Here is a 16,707-nt window from a genome sequence, read left to right on the forward strand (position 1 = left end):
GCTAAAAAGTAGAAATCGTTATGAAAAAGATATATTTAATAATTATAGGTCTAACGCTTGTTTTTACAGCTTGCGAAGATGATCTTAATCTAGCTCCAATATCGGATCCTAGTGCCGCAAATTTTTATAATAATACAGAAGACTTCGAATTAGCAATTAATGGTGCTTATAACGCCTTGGGAGATTATTCTACGAATCAATTGTATTTATCTGAAGTAAGAAGTGATAACGTATATTCAGTAGGTACGGGAGTGCGCTTGTGGAATCCCATAAATAATTTTGAACGGACTCTTCAGTCTAACTCACTTATGAGCGATGCTTGGAACTCCTGCTACCGGGTGATTTATCTAGCCAATATGGTAATTGACAATATTGATGAAGGTAAAGTGCCGGATAGTGATACAAGAGATCGGATGATTGGTGAAGCAAAGTTTCTACGTGCTTTAAATTATCTTGATCTGGTTCGTTTCTTTGGGCGGGTGCCTATTTTTGATGAGCCATATTCTCCTACTGAGGCATTGGAAATTGGGCGTGCACCTGTTTCTGATGTTTATACTTTGATCGAACAGGACTTGATAGATGCAATAAGTAGCCTTCCTTCAAGTTATCCAACCAGCATGACAGGAAAAGTGACGTCGGGTGCTGCACAGGCTTTATTGGCTCGTGCCTATTTAACCATGTCTGGTCCTGATTATGGAATTGATGGTCCGGGAATGGGTTTAGACAAATATGGTGATGCGTTGACCTTGCTGAATCAGGTGATCTCAAATCCTAATTATGGATGGGTTGATGATTACGCCTCTATTTTTGACTATGACAATGAAAATAATCCAGACATTGTTTTCGATATTCAGGCAATCAATGATGGAGCAACTGGGGATAGAGGAATCGGAACAATTCTACCTACGCTAATGTATTTAGAGAGTTGGGCTAAAATAAACCTTCCATTTGCTGGAGGTGTTCCTAACGATGGAACCGGAGGTATTGATCCATCTGATGATTTGATTGCATCGTGCGAAGAGGGAGATGTGAGAGATGATTTTTCAATTCTCATGAGTTATGTTGATGAAAATGGGAACCCTGTGGATAACCCACAGTATCAGAAGTTCGTTAGTTTAAACCATATTCCCGCTGACCGATTTAACTGGGGGATCAACTTCCCGGTCATTCGATATACTGACGTATTAATGATGAAAGCAGAAGTGCTGCTGAGAACCGGAGGGAGTCAGTCCGAAATCGATGGCATTGTAAATCAGGTAAGAGAAAGAGCCGGAGTAGATCCGGTTTCAAATGTCGACATGGATATGTTACTTGAAGAGCGTCGCAAGGAATTTATGGCCGAGGGTTTACGCTGGCATGATTTGGTACGCTCGGGTAAAGCAATCGACGTTATGAATGCATGGGCTGCATCTGAAGATGATGCCGATAAAATTAATACTGTTGTTGCTAATGATATTATTTATGCAATCCACCAAGATCAGCTGGATGTAAAAGAAGGCTTGTACGATCAAAATCCTGGATACTAAATCAAACAGGATAAATAGTTTTCATAGAAATTGAACCCCGGTTTTGCCGGGGTTTCTTTTTGATTGCTGCATCGATTTTATAATACAAATACATCTGTTGTTGATGTTCTCTGTTTTGGATTATCGGCATGGTCATTTTGTGTTTAAGGATGGATTGTTTCTATGTTAAGGGAGGTTGTTTGATGCCGTCGTTCAGAGTTGTTGTTTTTTTGATGCCTATACAGAAAAAACTAGATATTAATTGATCTATTTAAATAAATAGTTACTATTTTAATGCTCTGATTCGTATTGCCAAACTAAAAAAACTGTTACATGAAATCTAAACTGATCTTGTTGTTGTGCATGATCCTTTTTTTCGGGGCACATGTTTATTCTCAAACTGACTTCCTGAGGCAGGTTAATACCCAACTCAATCAATATATTCTAGGGAATATTCAGGAAAAAATTTACGTTCAGACGAATTCAAATCAGTATTCTCCTGGCGACACTATCTGGTTTAAAATCAGCTTGATGAATGCAATCAATCACAAACCGCTTGGTGCTGAATATTTGTACTATGTCGATTTAATTTCGCCCGACAATAAGTTAATCAGCCATCAAATGTTTTCGCTCGAAAATGGATTTTCAGATGGGGCTCTTACATTGGATAGCGAACTTTCTTCCGGACAGTATAAATTGTTGGCATACACCAACTATATGCAAAACTTCTCCAACGATTTTCTTTTTCAAAAACCCATTGAATTGATTCACAAAACTGAGCTTCAAACCGATTGGGAGTTTAGTTCCAGGGTTATCCCTTTCGCCAATGGCGATTCGGTTTTTATAAAAATGTATGCTCACAGTCGTAACGGACGGGAATTGAATGAAGACGTTAATGTAATGCTGCAATTAGCTCGTGGCTCAATGCTGGGAGCAGCTTGCCCGATTACCAACAATGAAGGCAGTTTTAGTTTTTTTGTACCCGACTCCCTAAAACTGCCGGTTGCATTGCTATCAGTTAAGCCAGATGGAAAAGCTGTGATGAGTGAAAAATATCGGATTAAGCTGTCGGTACAAAAGCCTGATTTGCAGTTTCTACCTGAAGGAGGCGAATTGGTTGCCGGACAAGAAAACCTACTGGCTTTTCGGTGTGTTGGTACCGACGGAAATCCGATTGATATTGCTGGTGAGTTAATCGACGAAGATGCACAGCTTATTGCGCGGTTTACCAGTGAATATCAAGGTGCAGGAGGTCTTAAAATAGTCCCCGAAGCAGGGCAGGAGTATGTCGCAAAAATCAACTATCGAGATTCCGTTTTTAAGTATGATATTCCCGAGGTTAGAGCGGATGGATACAGTCTACAGCTTACCGGACAAAATCAGGATAGTATCACTTTTACGGTTTTAAAAAGCGGAAATGAAAATGTAAATTACTACTTGGTTGGTCATTGTAGAGGCAGTATCAAATTTATGGGACAAGGCATTCTCAAGAATAGTAGACTTAAGTTGAGCGTGCCAACTCAGGATTTCCCGGAAGGGATATTAACGTTCACTCTGTTTATCAATCGAATTCCTCGTGCTGAGCGGTTGGTTTATCACGATAGCGGCGGCGCCATTCAGTTTAAACTGACAAAGGAACTCGTAAATACAAAAAGGAGCTCTCCCATCAATTTTACCTTGCTGGCTAGTCAAAATGATGGAAGCCCGGTTCAAGGGAATTTTTCGGTGTTAGCTTGGAATACCAACATAGAAAGGTCGCTCGACTCATTGGAAAATATACGTAATTACCTGTTGCTTTCGTCCGATTTGCGAGGAGAGGTTTTTACCAATACGGATCTATTTAACTCTTCTGATCCTAAACATGATCGCAAGCTTGATCTGATGTTGCTTACTTATGGCTGGCGACGCTTTAACTGGGTTGATGTTGCCAGTTATATGGGTGAGACTAAACCATATGAAGTGGAGAAGGGAATTTACCTTGATGGGAAAATTTACCGAAAGCTAACAGGTAAGCCTGTTCCTAAAAACTTTGAGGTCAGTATTATTTTACAAAATAGCAAGATGATGCATGTTGATAAGGCCTATACGAACGACAAGGGGGAATTCGGATTTTACTTGCCTGAATTTGCTGATTCGGCGAGTTTAACGATACAAACCAAAAACCGATGGGCTCAACAAAAAGATTACCTTATCGATCTTAATACAAATTTGGAGCAGCTTCATCTTAATTCAATTGGCTTCGATAAAATTACGAAAGGTAAATCATCGCCTTTGGTGCTAAACTTACCAGCATCGAAAAAAGTGGTGCAGACTAAAGTTAAAAACCAGCCATCAGCTGTAGCTGCTAAACCAGCCACTATTCGGAAACCAAGAATTGATAATTATTATTTCCCGGGGAAAGACACCTTTATGATTGAAGAAGTAGAAGCTCGCTCAAAGTTTCTGAATCGGCGCGATTCAATGATCAGTCAAAGTGGCCAGCCAGATGTGGTAATTGAGTCGGCACAGCTGAAGAAACTAACAGAAGAGAAAGCCTGGTATTCCAGCCTCTGGGACTTATTGGCAGATCAGATTCCTGGCCTTAAAATCAGACAGCAGCCTTATCAGCGGGGATTAGCCAAGAATAGCAATTTGGTTATTGCTGATCCATCAGATATTGAGAATATAGGGGGCGATACTTTTGCAATAGGGGCACCTGCTGTTTATTTTAATATTCCGGAAAACCCCGATGGTTACTTGTATATTTTTGTGGATGATGACTTCTTGAACAATGGGAATGTTCCGTTATACGATTTTTTGAGTTATATGAACCCCGGAGAAATTGAGTCAATCAATTTTATTGCAAAACCTAAAAATTACGACATTAGTATGTCATTTATGGATGTTTTTACGGACGTGAGCATCGAACTTGGACGACAAGATTTGGTTGATGGTTTAGAAGGAAGCTCTAATCTATTTCCCAACCAAATGGAATTAATGGAACAAATGCAGAGAACCAGTGCCCCTCCTTCGTTCTTGTTTATTACAACCAAGTCGAAAGGTGGCATATTCTACAAACGAACAAAAGGGTTGCAAACACTATACATAAATGGCTTGACTCCGGAGCGAGAGTTTTATGTGCCAAAGTACCAGACCAAAAACAACTCCGATTTTGCTGTACTATCGCGTAAAACGATCTATTGGCAACCACAATTAGTAACCGATAGCCTGGGAAGGGCTCATTTTTCAATCAACTCGAAGCCTGAATTGGAGAGCTTCGCCATACAGGTTCAGGGGATTAATGCCGATGGAATTAGCGGATCGGGCACGTTCACCTATGAAAATCAAAATGATTTGAAGGAAGCGGTTGCGGCGCCGCTGACTGCAGAAAAAAAGAAGAATGTGGCACCAACAGGTGTTAACCGCTATCAAAATCTTCGTTTGTATTCCGGTATTGTTACTGATAGGGATAGTGGTAGTCCAATTTCATTTGCCGATCTCAGTCAACCAAAACCATATTACCATGAATCTACAAATAGCGAAGGGGAGTTTTTCCTTTCGGCTGATCGGTTGAATGAATCCCGGCAGATTGTCGTTTCAAGTCCGGGCTACCAGATGAAAACGCTGGTCGTTCCAGCAAGTATCGATTCAACTTGGCACATCGAATTGGTAAAATCGGCAGTGGTTCAAAAAGCACAAGCGGAAAAACCATTGTCAATCGTTCGCAAAGCTATCCGCGAATCGCGCAATTGGTATGCTTCCGGGAAAAGTTTTCAAGGGTACAATCGAGAAACAGTATCCATTGATCAGGATGTTTACGGCATTTACGAAATGGCGCTTAATTACTCTTGTGGAAAGTATCCGGGAGCAGAATCTGCTATTCGTTTCGAAACGGTGAAGTTTAAAAACATGGAAGATAAAACCGGACATCGGTTGATGATGTTGAAGCCGAATCATCGTAGTACTTTTTATCCGTTAAAAGCCGATATTGTTGCCACTTCTCCCGACTTCTGGACTTTGGAATCGAGTGACAAGTTTGACTATGAGCAGATTGGACTTGTGCCGAATGGTGGTGAGTTGTGCTATAAAATTAAGTTTCAGCAAAAAGACCACCTCGTTTTAGCACTTCAAAGTGGGATACTTTATATTGGCTCCGAATCCGGTGCTGTACGTTATGCTGCTTGGTCAACTACACCTGATAAGCGCAAATATCTGAGTTACGTCAATTACCTGCAATCAAACCCAATGGAGTATGATGTAAAGGTAGTTGATGATTATAATGAAGTCAGTTATGGTTTGGTTGATGGAGAACTTCGTTTGCAGGGAACAAATCAGTGGGTCGAAATTTTAGTTAATCAGGAAAACGTTTTGCGATTTGACAGCCGGCTATCGGTTGTTGGCGATAGCCAGCGGAATTATAAAGACATCAAAAGTAAAAATGCCGACATGTTGATTAAAGATCAAAAGTCCAAACACATGATTGTAAAAGATGCTGAATACCAGATTGAACCGTGGGTAAATCTGGGTATTGTAAAACCAGAACAAAAGTTGATTCACGATGCAGCATTTCTGCATGATATTACTGTGAATGACTGAAGTCGCTCATTGGTTTTTTTATTGGCAATGATCGCTTATTCTGTTGTTGTTGAGCGAGGTGATCCTGTTGTACTGATTATCGTTCGGAAGCAGTCAGCAAGTGAAATCACTTTCCTATCTTTGCGGCATGAAATCGGATCGCTTTAAGGGATACTTTTTTGCCGCAATTGCTACGGTTACTTTTTCTAGTATTTACATATTTAGTAAAGCTGCTCTAAACGAAGTTCATCTGGCTCAGTTTGGTGTCTATTGGTTCTTCGTTGCATTCGTTTTAAGTGCTGCATGGTTACTTAAAACAGGCAGGCACCGAGCCATTCCAAAATTAACCAGACGCCAGTGGCGTATTTTGGCTTTGCTTGGTGTGCTCGAAATTCTTACGACTGCGTCTTTCTTTTTATCGATACAGATTATACCCGACCCGGCGGTTACTTCATTCATCGGAAATTTATTTCCGGTTATTCTTACGGGCATGGGCATTGTTTTTTTACGCGAACGTTTCACCTGGGTGGAATCTTTTGGTGCTATTTTAGCATTAATCGGAGCTTTTATTATCAGTTACCAAGGCGGAACAACCCTGTCCGACTTTTTTATTCCTGGAGCCGGAATTGTTTTAATCAATTCTTTTTTTGCAGCCACCGCATCGATGGTAGTCAAAGTGAATGTGAAAAAGATGAGTCCCGAGTTGCTGATTACAAACCGGGCGTTGTGGTTGTTTATTTTTTCTGTAGCCATGTTGTTGGTATACAAACAATCGCTTGTTATACCGGTTAAAGCGCTGGTTAATATTGCTATTGGTGCTACGCTAGGGCCTTTTTTAGCAATCATGTTTATTTACTATTCGTTTCGTTATATCGAAGTTTCCAAGTCGAGCGTAGTCCAAAGCCTGAAAGGGGTTTGTGTTCTAATCGCAAGCTTCCTTTATTTTCATACTTTGCCCTTGCCACATCAACTTGTTGGAGGTATTCTTTCAGTAGCCGGAGTGTTTATTATTTCAGTAAGTAAAGCACGATTATCAAAAAAAGGCAGAATCAAAAGTTAGGAGGCTGTAATTCTGATCAATAGTTGTTTATATCTCAGTAGAGAGGTATGTATTTTCATCTTCAACGTAGTTGTAGGTTTACTTTTTGAAGTGAAACCAAGTCTTCTAAATTAAAATGGGTAATTTCGGGTATGAATTATTTGGCACATTTGTACTTGTCGGGTGAAGACGAATCAATTATGGTTGGCAATTTTATAGGCGACTATGTAAAGGGAAAGCAATACCAGCAGTTTCCATTGGCCGTTCAAAAGGGTGTATTATTGCACCGCCAAATCGATTGGTTTACTGATCGGCATCCAATGGTGAAAGCTTGTGCTAGCCGCTTTCGTGCAAATTACGGACGATATTCAGGTATTGTTACCGATGTTATTTTTGATCATTTTTTGGCGACAAACTGGCAGCAGTATTCCAACGATCCTTTGCGCCAATTTTCCAAGCACGTGCATGCTGTTTTGCTCTCAAATTTTTCGATTCTTCCGCTTCGTGTAAAGATGTTTCTACCCTTTCTGATTCAGCATAAACGATTGGAATCTTATGCTGGTCTGGATGGAATTTGGCAATCGCTTGCTATTATGGGACGTCGCACCAGTTTGCCTGAGGAAGCTGATTTTGCGATAGAAGTTTTAAAGCAGGATTATGCGTTGATCAAAACTGAATTTGAAGGATTTTTTGTTGAGCTTATTGAGTTTGTTGAAACAAATTATGAGATCGAGATTGATAAACCTCAAAAATAATAAACACGGAAACTCCCCCCAAATAGTTAGTGACTAAGTTTCTCCGCCCGGCTGGCATCTAATCGTAAAAAGATAAACACTAAGATGGTAAATGACCAGAGAGACGAACCTCCATAGCTAAAAAATGGCAGAGGAATACCAATAACGGGAGCAAGTCCAATTGTCATTCCCACATTAATGGCTAAGTGAAAGAATATAATGCAGGCTACACCATAACCATACACCCGGCTAAAGGTTGATCGTTGTCGTTCTGCCAGGTAAATTAGCCGGAGCAGTAAAAGCAGGAATAGCCCAACAACCAGCGTTGTCCCTATAAAACCCCATTCTTCACCAACAGTGCAGAAGATAAAGTCGGTACTTTGTTCCGGGACAAAATCAAACTTGGTTTGTGTGCCGTTCAAAAATCCTTTTCCGGTCAGGCCACCCGAACCAATTGCAATTTTCGATTGATTGACATTATATCCGACCCCCAATGGGTCTGATTCGATCCCAAATAATTCATTAATTCGGCTTTGTTGATGGGGTTCAAGGATATTGTTGAGAACGTAATCGACAGAAAAAGTAAAAAATGTTAATCCGATATAGATGGACAAAACAAGCAGCAGATTATAAAGATGTTGTCGAAAAGCAAAAACCGCAAAAATAAGCGATGAAATGATTGTTGCATAAAGCAGCCACTGTACCGAAGGTATTCCTGTTTTAAACAGACTTCCTCCAAAGATAAAGGAAGCTGCCAGACTCGAGAAAATACCTGCTACTTTTAGTGTTTCGATAGGCTTTTGCCGCATAAAATAATGCAGAACTAATGCTGCAATACTTAAAATGATAATGGTATGCAATGGCGAAAGAACCAGTGTGAATATGAACACCAGTGCAATGACGAGTCCAATAAAAAGGATCGATCCGGAGAGCCCTTCGCGAAACAATACCAGTAAAAAGACACTGATAACCAGTGCCGACCCGGTGTCATTTTGTAAGAATATGAGCGCGACTGGCATGAGCAAGATAAGCCCGATTGTAAGGTAGGACTTAAACTTATGCATTTTGAAATTGTAGGTGCTCAGGTATTTTGCAAGCGCAAGAGCGGTCGTGAACTTAACAAACTCAGCCGGTTGTATGGCTATTCCTCCGACCTGAAACCACGAAGTTGCTCCTTTTACTTTGGTACCAAAAATGAGCACGCCAATAAGCAGTAGGATGGTAATCCCATAGAATGCGTAGGCAAAAAACACATAGAACTTACTGTCGATTATAATTAATGTGAACGCAATAACGAGCGCTGCTGTAATCCAAATAAGCTGCTTCCCATAGCGTTGGCTCATGTCCAAAATACTACTGTGCTCATCATTATAAACAGCGGCATAAATACTAATCCAGCCCAATAATACCAGAATCAGGTAGATTCCAATTGTCATCCAGTCCAAGCTTGCCCATATGTTATTTCTTCTTGCCACCTTATTATTTGGGTTGAAATGAGTTTAATAAATTCGCTTCATGCATTCGGGTTTCTATTGAGATCCGGCGTGGAGCAATACTGTCATTTAAGTATTTTTCAATGATCAGACTGGCAATGGGGGCCGCATAACGAGCACCCCACACTCCATTTTCAACATACACCGAAATAGCTATTTGAGGATCTTCCTTTGGAGCAAATGCGATGAATACGGAGTGGTCAGAACCGTGAGGATTCTGAACTGTTCCTGTTTTTCCACAAATAATTATGCTGTCGAGCTTGGAATAATATCGGGTGTTACTTTCTTCAACAACAGCCTGCATCCCTTCTGTTACGACCTCAAAATGCTCCGGATCGATCGTTGTTACATGGCGTTCAAAATTCTGATCCTTGGGTTCATCTTCAATACTCCATACTGATTTTACAAAATGAGGGGTAATGTAATATCCCCGATTGGCAATAGTTGCAGCCATGTTGGCCAGTTGAAAGGGCGTAATCAGAAGTTCTCCCTGCCCAATAGCCATCGAACGGATGGTTAGTCCATTCCAGTGGCCTTCGCCATAGTAATGGTTATAATATCCAACCTCCGGGATATTTCCGGGTAGCTCATTGCTCAGTTCAGTTCCAAGTCGTTGGCTCAGTCCACAGCTTATCAAATGTTCTCTCCATACTTTGTATCCTTCATCAGCACGCGGATATTTCCGCATAATTGAATTAAAGGTGTTCCAGAAAAATGGATTGCAGGATTCCCGAATTGCATTACGAACACTTATTGGTGAAAGATGATTGTGTGTACACCGAATTGGACGGGATAACGGACCGTTACAACTGAACTGGGTTTGAAGATTAATCGTATTTTCCTGAAGTGCAATTAAAGCATTAAACAGTTTAAAGGTTGATCCGGGAGGATAGGCAGCTCGGATGGCCCGGTTAAAAATAGGTTTGAGTGTGTCTTGCGCCAGTTTTTGATAATTCGTACCACGTGCCCGCCCCACCAATAATGAAGGGTCGTAGGTTGGGGCACTCAAAAATGCCAGTACTTCTCCGGTGGCCGGCTCAATAGCGACAACACTCCCTTTTTTATTGTCCATCAGATACTCTGCATAAGCTTGTAGATCAGCATCCAATGTTGTGATTAAATTTTTACCCAGCACTGCTAGAGTATCACTTTTGCCATCTCGGTAGTTTCCTTTAATCCGATTGTGTACATCAACAAGTTGAAAATTAACGCCTTTCTGCCCACGTAATTCTTCTTCATAAGCTTTCTCAAGCCCGGTAATCCCAATGTAGTCTCCTTGCGTGTAATAAGGGTCTTCCTGAATCTTCGAACGGTTCACTTCTCCAACGTATCCAAGGACGTGAGCTGCTGTTTTCTCCGGGTATTCTCTCAGTGTACGGGTTTGAACGAAAAAGCCCGGAAATCGAAAAAGCTTTTCCTGAAGCACTGCATAACTTTCAGGCGAAAGTTGCTTGATGATTACCGATGGTTTATAACGAGAGTATTTTTTTGCTTTGTCCAGGCCGGCAATCAGTTCTTCTTTTTGTATTTCTAAGATCTCACAAAATGCAGTTGTATCGAAAGCTGACACTTCACGTGGGGTTACCAATAAGTCGTACGAGGCTTTATTGTAAACCAATAAATCTCCGTTTCGGTCGTAAATTAATCCACGCGCCGGATAGGTAACTATGCGCCGAAGCACATTTCGTGTTGCATATTGTTTGTAGTCGTTGTTCACAACCTGAAGACGAAATAAGCGCACAGAGAAGACCAACGCGACCAAAATAAAAATGGCTCCAATTAGGTATTTTCGTTTTGAATAATTGTCCACGATCTTACTCCTTAAAAATCAAAAACTGACTGATGACAATCAATACTACTGTAAACACAGTACTTAACAAACTTCTGGTTAACGTGTGTAAAAAACCGCTCATTGAGAAAACTTCAATAAAAAATAGAAAAAGGTGGTGAGCCAGCACCAAAATGAGCGTATAGCGCATAAACCAGCCAAATCCCATTGTTTTTAGTCGAGGTGGGATATTCACTTCGATAGAATCGCGGGATGAAATGAGCGATATTGTGTAGGGGCGTAAAAAGGCCATAAAGGTTGCAGCAGAAGCGTGCATCCCCGGCGTGTTGCTGAAAACATCGACCAATAGCCCAATCATAAATCCTAGTAAAAGCAATAAATAACGAGGCGTTTCAAAGGGTAATAGCAAGATGAAAAGAACATACATGTATGGATTGACATACCCGCTAAATTGAATATTGTTGAGGAGCAGTACTTGCAAAAGAACCAGCACCACTAACATACTTGTATATTTTAGAAGATCGCTAATCATTGTTATTCAATATCTCCAGCTTTTCTTGTTCTTTAATATGTTTGTTTTTAACCAGTTCAACATTCGAAATGGTTTTGAAGTTGCTTGACAGTTTTATTTTGATTTGGTAAAAGTTGGCTCCACTATTGTGGTTGAAATCATCGATTACTCCCAGTAAAATACCTTCAGGAAAAATGGAAGAATAGCCACTTGTTATAATTGTATCGCCTTTCGCCAATTCAACATGGAAAGGAATTTCATTCAACTGAGCATATTGATAGTCGGTGCCATCCCATGATAATGAGCCAAAATAGGCATTCTTCTTAATTTTTGCTGAAACCCGCCAACGTTTGTTTAGTAAGCTGGGGCCCGAGCTGTAATGATCGGTCACGTTGGTTACAAGCCCCACAACCCCTTTCGGACCAATAATCCCCATGTCGGGCTCAATGCCATCCAATGCCCCTTTATCGATGGTTAGGTAGTTGTATTGTTTATTTGTCGAGTTGTTAATGACCCGGGCAGGAATAAACTGGTAAGTGGTGTCTTTTCTGGTTGTGTCAATGCTACCGAAAATTTCGGCTACTTGCAGTTTTTGGAGCTTTGTACGCAGCTTTGCATTTTCGTTTGCCAGTTCCTCGTTTTCCTTTCGAAGTTTAAAATACGCGGTAAAATCATCGGTCGTTTTATAAATCGACGCCGATATCCGATTGCTTGAATTCAGAAATTTGACTCGCTGGAAATTATTGTAATTGACAATCAGTGTCATTGAGACAACTTCGAGTGCCAAAAACAAAAACAAAAAAGAATTTCGAGCAAGAAATTGGAGCAAACTTCTCATTAAGCAGTAAAGTTTTGTTTTGCCCCTCCCTACCTGGTATTACCTGATCAGGAAAGAGAATTTATCAACATTTTTAAGTGCAATACCAGTTCCCCGGGCAACTGCTCTCAGTGGATCTTCTGCAACGTGAAATGGAATATTGATTTTTTCCGTCAATCGTTTGTCCAGTCCACGAAGAAGGGCTCCACCACCAGCCAGGTAAATTCCTTTTGAAACAATATCAGAATACAGTTCCGGAGGGGTTTGTTCCAGCGCACTAAGGATCGCTGTTTCAATTTTAGAAATTGATTTTTCCAGACAGTGTGAGATTTCCTGATAAGAAACCGGAACTTCAATAGGCAATGCTGTCATTTGGTTTGGCCCTTGAATGATGTAATCGTTTGGCGGCTCTTCCAGTTGGGACAATGCCGACCCCACGTGGATTTTAATTTCTTCAGCTGTTCGTTCACCAATTTTAATATTGTGTTGATGACGCATGTACTCCATAATGTCAGCAGTCAGGTCATCGCCGGCAATACGAATTGATTTGTTGGTGACAATTCCGCCCAACGAAATCACCGCAATCTCGGTTGTTCCACCGCCGATATCAACAATCATACTACCTTCTGGAGCTTCAACATCCAATCCAATACCGATAGCAGCAGCCATGGGTTCATAAATCATGTAAACTTCACGTCCGCCCGCATGCTCCGAAGAGTCACGTACCGCACGAATTTCAACCTCCGTAGAGCCTGAAGGAATACACACGACCATTTTCAAGGCAGGCGAGAACAACCGGGATTTTGGATTGATCATTTTGATCATGCCCCTAATCATCTGCTCTGCCGCATTAAAGTCGGCAATTACTCCATCGCGCAACGGCCTGATCGTTTTCAGGTTGGCGTGTGTTTTTCCCTGCATCTGGCGAGCTTTCTCACCAATTGCAACGAGCTTTTCTGTTTTCAGGTCAATCGTTACAATCGACGGTTCATCAACCACAATTTTATCATTTTGAATGATAATTGTATTGGCCGTCCCAAGGTCAATTGCAATTTCCTGAGTTAAAAATGAAAACAATCCCATAATTTATTCTCCTAGCTGTATCTTAATTTCTGCAAATAGCAGAATTTTGTATTAATGTTTAAAGTGTCGTCTGCCGGTAAACAACATGGCAATACTAAATTCATCGCAAGCTTCAATCACTTCGTCATCTCTAATGCTGCCTCCCGGCTCAACAATGTATTTCACACCATACTCGTTGGCGGCTTCAATGCTGTCTCTGAAAGGGAAGAACGCATCAGAAATTACGACTGACTCTTCAATCTTGATTCCTTCTTTCATGTCAAAACGGGGCATGGTCAACTGACGCATACTGTCTAGTCGGTTGGGTTGCCCCATACCGGCACCAGTTAGCCAGAAAGAGCCATCTGAATTCTCGGTGACTACTGCGATCGCATTACTTTTCAAATGTTTACACGCTGTAATACCAAACTTGGCAAGATTTAATTTATTGTCATCAAATTTAATTTTTGTGACATTTTTAAATTCGCTATCCATGCCTTCATCTTCATCCTGGACCAGCATTCCACCACTAATTGAGCGGTATAGTTTTTCTCCGGTGGTTTCTGCTTTCACAGGAGTTACCAGTAACCGAAGATTTTTCTTTTTACTAAATATTTCGAGTGCTCCGGGGGTAAACTCCGGAGCAATAATAATTTCCACAAATTTTTTCCCAAACCACGAGGCCACTTCCGCAGTCACGGTATCAGTGAAACAAATGATCGATCCAAAGGCACTAATCGGATCCCCTGCCCAGGCTAAATCCAACGATTTCAGAATGTCGTCGGTTACGGCCAATCCGCAAGGATTTAAGTGCTTGATAACTGAAACAGCAACTTTCGTATCGATATGGGTGGTGGCATGATAAGCATCGCTGGCTGACTTCCAGGCAGCATCGGCATCCAACATGTTGTTGTACGAAAGTGCTTTGCCTTGTAAAACTTCGGCATTGGCTAACGTTGTTTTACTTTCAGTATTGTTGAATTTGTAAAAGGTTGCCGACTGATGTGAGTTTTCGCCATAACGAAGTACCTGTCCATTGTTCAGGCTCACCCGGTTTGTTTCGGTAATTCCTTCGTTGAAATAATTAAAAATAGCCGAATCGTAGTGCGACGAAGTGGCAAAAGCTTTACGCGCAAATGCTCTGCGGTCATCAATTGAGCTTTCACCATTTTTCTCATCCAGCAGGAGGTTGAGATCATCGTATTGGTCGCGCGATGAAACAATGATTACATCTTTAAAGTTTTTAGCTGCCGCACGAATCAATGCAATGCCGCCAATATCTATTTTTTCAATAATGTCTTGTTCTGAAGCTCCCGAGGCAACAGTTTCTTCAAAAGGGTATAAATCAACAACAACTAAATCGATTTCCGGAATTTCATAATCGGTGATTTGTTGCTGATCACCTTCGTTATCGCGTCGGTTTAAAATGCCACCAAACACTTTGGGATGAAGCGTTTTTACACGACCACCTAAGATGGATGGATAGCTGGTTAAATCTTCTACCGGAATAACGTCAGTTCCTAAACTTTCAATAAACGATTGGGTTCCTCCTGTCGAATAAATATTCACACCAAGCTTATCCAGTTTCTTTACAATAGAATCTAGTTTATCTTTATGGTAAACGGAGATCAGTGCCGATTTAATCTTTTTTAAATCCTTCATTTATAGTCTTTTGAAATTGATGCACAAAGATAATAAAATCGAATGATTTTCCTTTCTGAAAAGTAGGTGAATTCAGTATTTTATTGTCAAAAGATACAAACAAGTTTTCAGTATCGGATTGCTGTTTCTTAAAACTTTTTCAGATCGTGGAATTTATAATTTGCTATGGTTCATATTTCATTCGGAAGGAATATTTCTATCTTTATTGATCTAAACTAAAATGATGCTTTTATTACGATTGATCTTTGAGAGCTTTTCGTTTGCCGGTGATTCCATGCGTGCCAATAAATTGCGTACTTTTTTGTCGCTTTTAGGAATTACCATTGGCATTTTTGCCATCATTTCGGTTTTTACAATAATCGATTCTCTCGAAAACTATATCCGCAGTAACCTCAATGCCTTGGGTAGTAATATGGTCTATATTCAGAAATGGCCATGGACGCCTCCCGAAGGAGAGAACGAATATCCTTGGTGGAAATATCAGAATCGGCCATTTCCGAAACTTGAGGAAGCAGAGACAATCGTCAGAAATTCGCAGTATAGTGAATATGCTGTTTTTCTCTTTGGATTTAGCTCGACTGTTGAATTTGGAAATAGTAGTGCTGAACGTACGGAGGTGTTGGCAACAACATCTGATTTAATAGATACCTGGAGTCTGGATATTGATCGGGGGAGATATTTTACTGATTCGGAGATGCGTTCGGGAGCACCGATGGCGGTTGTAGGTAGTGAAATCGTTAACCGACTGTTTAAGGAAGACAACCCGATTGGAAAAGAAATCAAAGTTAATGGGCACCGAATGTTAGTGATTGGTACTTACAAAAAGCAAGGGTCTAGTATGGTTGGCACAAGCATGGACAAGCGGGTTCATATTCCGGTAATGTATGCGAGTAATTTGGTTGATTTTAAAACCCGGGAACGAGGGCAGACGATTAATGTAAAGGCGAAACCTAGTGCGAAAAGGGGAGAGTTTACAGCCGAATTGGAAGGTATTATGCGATCGCTGCATCGTTTGAAACCAATGGAGGAAAATGACTTTGCTATTAACGAGATGCATACTATTAGTGACCGTTTCGAGCCTGTTTTTAACGTGATTAATGTTGCCGGCTGGATCATCGGTGGATTTAGCATTGTTGTAGGCGGCTTTGGAATTGCCAATATCATGTTTGTGTCGGTAAAAGAGCGTACGCGGCTTATTGGTATTCAGAAAGCCTTGGGGGCAAAGAAATATTTCATTCTGTTGCAGTTTATCTTTGAGGCGGTTTTCCTGTCACTCATGGGCGGAGCTGTTGGGTTGTTCTTGATTTTTATAGGAACAAGTATTTTTAGCTACGTGTCGGATATGACGATTGCGATGAATGCAGGTAATGTTATCACCGGTTTTATGATTTCTGCGGTCATCGGGATTTTATCCGGCTTTTTCCCGGCACTGATAGCTTCCCGGCTCGATCCGGTTAAAGCAATGGGAGCGGTTTGATGTTGGAATGTGGTTTGATCTTTATTCAGCGGGTTTTTAAAGACAATCGTTTTGCAATGTTAGA

The 16,707-nt window shown here is 40.9% G+C and carries 11 protein-coding genes; 5 read left to right on the top strand and 6 right to left on the bottom strand.

Annotation, left to right across the window (positions count from 1 at the left end; genetic code table 11):
* Positions 1–20 precede the first annotated feature (20 nt).
* The 4 genes from ACTB00_RS03900 (at position 21) to ACTB00_RS03915 (ending at position 7,853) form a co-directional block, all read left to right on the top strand.
* Positions 21–1,526: a RagB/SusD family nutrient uptake outer membrane protein gene (locus tag ACTB00_RS03900; RefSeq protein ID WP_463298637.1), complete on the top strand. Its 1,506-nt coding sequence runs from the start codon at positions 21–23 to the stop codon at positions 1,524–1,526.
* A 312-nt stretch (positions 1,527–1,838) separates the two neighbouring features.
* Entirely contained in the window at positions 1,839–6,080 is a 4,242-nt protein-coding gene (locus ACTB00_RS03905) for a hypothetical protein (protein ID WP_463298638.1), read from the top strand.
* A 127-nt stretch (positions 6,081–6,207) separates the two neighbouring features.
* Positions 6,208–7,119, top strand: a complete 912-nt coding sequence (locus ACTB00_RS03910) for a DMT family transporter (RefSeq protein ID WP_463298639.1) — start codon at positions 6,208–6,210, stop codon at positions 7,117–7,119.
* Between the two features lie 131 nt (positions 7,120–7,250).
* The gene (locus ACTB00_RS03915) at positions 7,251–7,853 is read left to right on the top strand and encodes an acyl carrier protein phosphodiesterase (RefSeq protein ID WP_463298640.1); all 603 of its coding nucleotides are present in this window, start codon (positions 7,251–7,253) and stop codon (positions 7,851–7,853) included.
* Between the two features lie 26 nt (positions 7,854–7,879).
* Here the strand turns inward: ACTB00_RS03915 and rodA are convergent, their stop codons facing one another.
* The 6 genes from rodA to purH are packed head-to-tail and all read right to left on the bottom strand — an operon-like array spanning position 7,880 to position 15,166.
* Entirely contained in the window at positions 7,880–9,268 is a 1,389-nt protein-coding gene (rodA, locus tag ACTB00_RS03920; protein WP_463298641.1) for a rod shape-determining protein RodA, read from the bottom strand.
* A gap of 43 nt (positions 9,269–9,311) precedes the next feature.
* The gene (gene mrdA, locus ACTB00_RS03925; RefSeq protein WP_463298642.1) at positions 9,312–11,135 is read right to left on the bottom strand and encodes a penicillin-binding protein 2; all 1,824 of its coding nucleotides are present in this window, start codon (positions 11,133–11,135) and stop codon (positions 9,312–9,314) included.
* Positions 11,136–11,139: 4 nt separating this feature from the next.
* Positions 11,140–11,646 (bottom strand): rod shape-determining protein MreD, encoded by a 507-nt coding sequence (gene mreD / locus ACTB00_RS03930; RefSeq protein ID WP_463298643.1) that lies wholly within the window; start codon positions 11,644–11,646, stop codon positions 11,140–11,142.
* Complete coding sequence (gene mreC / locus ACTB00_RS03935) at positions 11,639–12,463, bottom strand: rod shape-determining protein MreC (RefSeq protein WP_463298644.1); 825 nt, start codon at positions 12,461–12,463, stop codon at positions 11,639–11,641. The genes mreD and mreC overlap by 8 nt, the downstream gene beginning before the upstream one ends.
* 39 nt (positions 12,464–12,502) lie before the next feature.
* Entirely contained in the window at positions 12,503–13,525 is a 1,023-nt protein-coding gene (locus tag ACTB00_RS03940) for a rod shape-determining protein (protein WP_159518411.1), read from the bottom strand.
* Positions 13,526–13,576: 51 nt separating this feature from the next.
* Positions 13,577–15,166, bottom strand: coding sequence for a bifunctional phosphoribosylaminoimidazolecarboxamide formyltransferase/IMP cyclohydrolase (gene purH, locus ACTB00_RS03945; RefSeq protein ID WP_463298645.1), 1,590 nt, complete (start codon positions 15,164–15,166; stop codon positions 13,577–13,579).
* Between the two features lie 220 nt (positions 15,167–15,386).
* On the opposite strand from purH, the gene ACTB00_RS03950 reads away from it, so the two are divergent.
* Positions 15,387–16,643 (top strand): ABC transporter permease, encoded by a 1,257-nt coding sequence (locus ACTB00_RS03950; RefSeq protein ID WP_463298646.1) that lies wholly within the window; start codon positions 15,387–15,389, stop codon positions 16,641–16,643.
* The last annotated feature ends 64 nt before the right edge of the window (positions 16,644–16,707 follow it).

It is taken from the genome of Sunxiuqinia sp., assembly GCF_055140945.1.

Excerpts from the sequence above, each read along its gene's own strand:
- ACTB00_RS03900 (WP_463298637.1), top strand. The coding sequence starts at position 21 with ATGAAAAAGATATATTTAATAATTATAGGTCTAACGCTTGTTTTTACA.
- ACTB00_RS03905 (WP_463298638.1), top strand. The coding sequence starts at position 1,839 with ATGAAATCTAAACTGATCTTGTTGTTGTGCATGATCCTTTTTTTCGGG.
- ACTB00_RS03910 (WP_463298639.1), top strand. The coding sequence starts at position 6,208 with ATGAAATCGGATCGCTTTAAGGGATACTTTTTTGCCGCAATTGCTACG.
- ACTB00_RS03915 (WP_463298640.1), top strand. The coding sequence starts at position 7,251 with ATGAATTATTTGGCACATTTGTACTTGTCGGGTGAAGACGAATCAATT.
- rodA (WP_463298641.1), bottom strand. The coding sequence starts at position 9,268 with ATGACAATTGGAATCTACCTGATTCTGGTATTATTGGGCTGGATTAGT.
- mreD (WP_463298643.1), bottom strand. The coding sequence starts at position 11,646 with ATGATTAGCGATCTTCTAAAATATACAAGTATGTTAGTGGTGCTGGTT.
- mreC (WP_463298644.1), bottom strand. The coding sequence starts at position 12,463 with ATGAGAAGTTTGCTCCAATTTCTTGCTCGAAATTCTTTTTTGTTTTTG.
- ACTB00_RS03940 (WP_159518411.1), bottom strand. The coding sequence starts at position 13,525 with ATGGGATTGTTTTCATTTTTAACTCAGGAAATTGCAATTGACCTTGGG.
- purH (WP_463298645.1), bottom strand. The coding sequence starts at position 15,166 with ATGAAGGATTTAAAAAAGATTAAATCGGCACTGATCTCCGTTTACCAT.
- ACTB00_RS03950 (WP_463298646.1), top strand. The coding sequence starts at position 15,387 with ATGATGCTTTTATTACGATTGATCTTTGAGAGCTTTTCGTTTGCCGGT.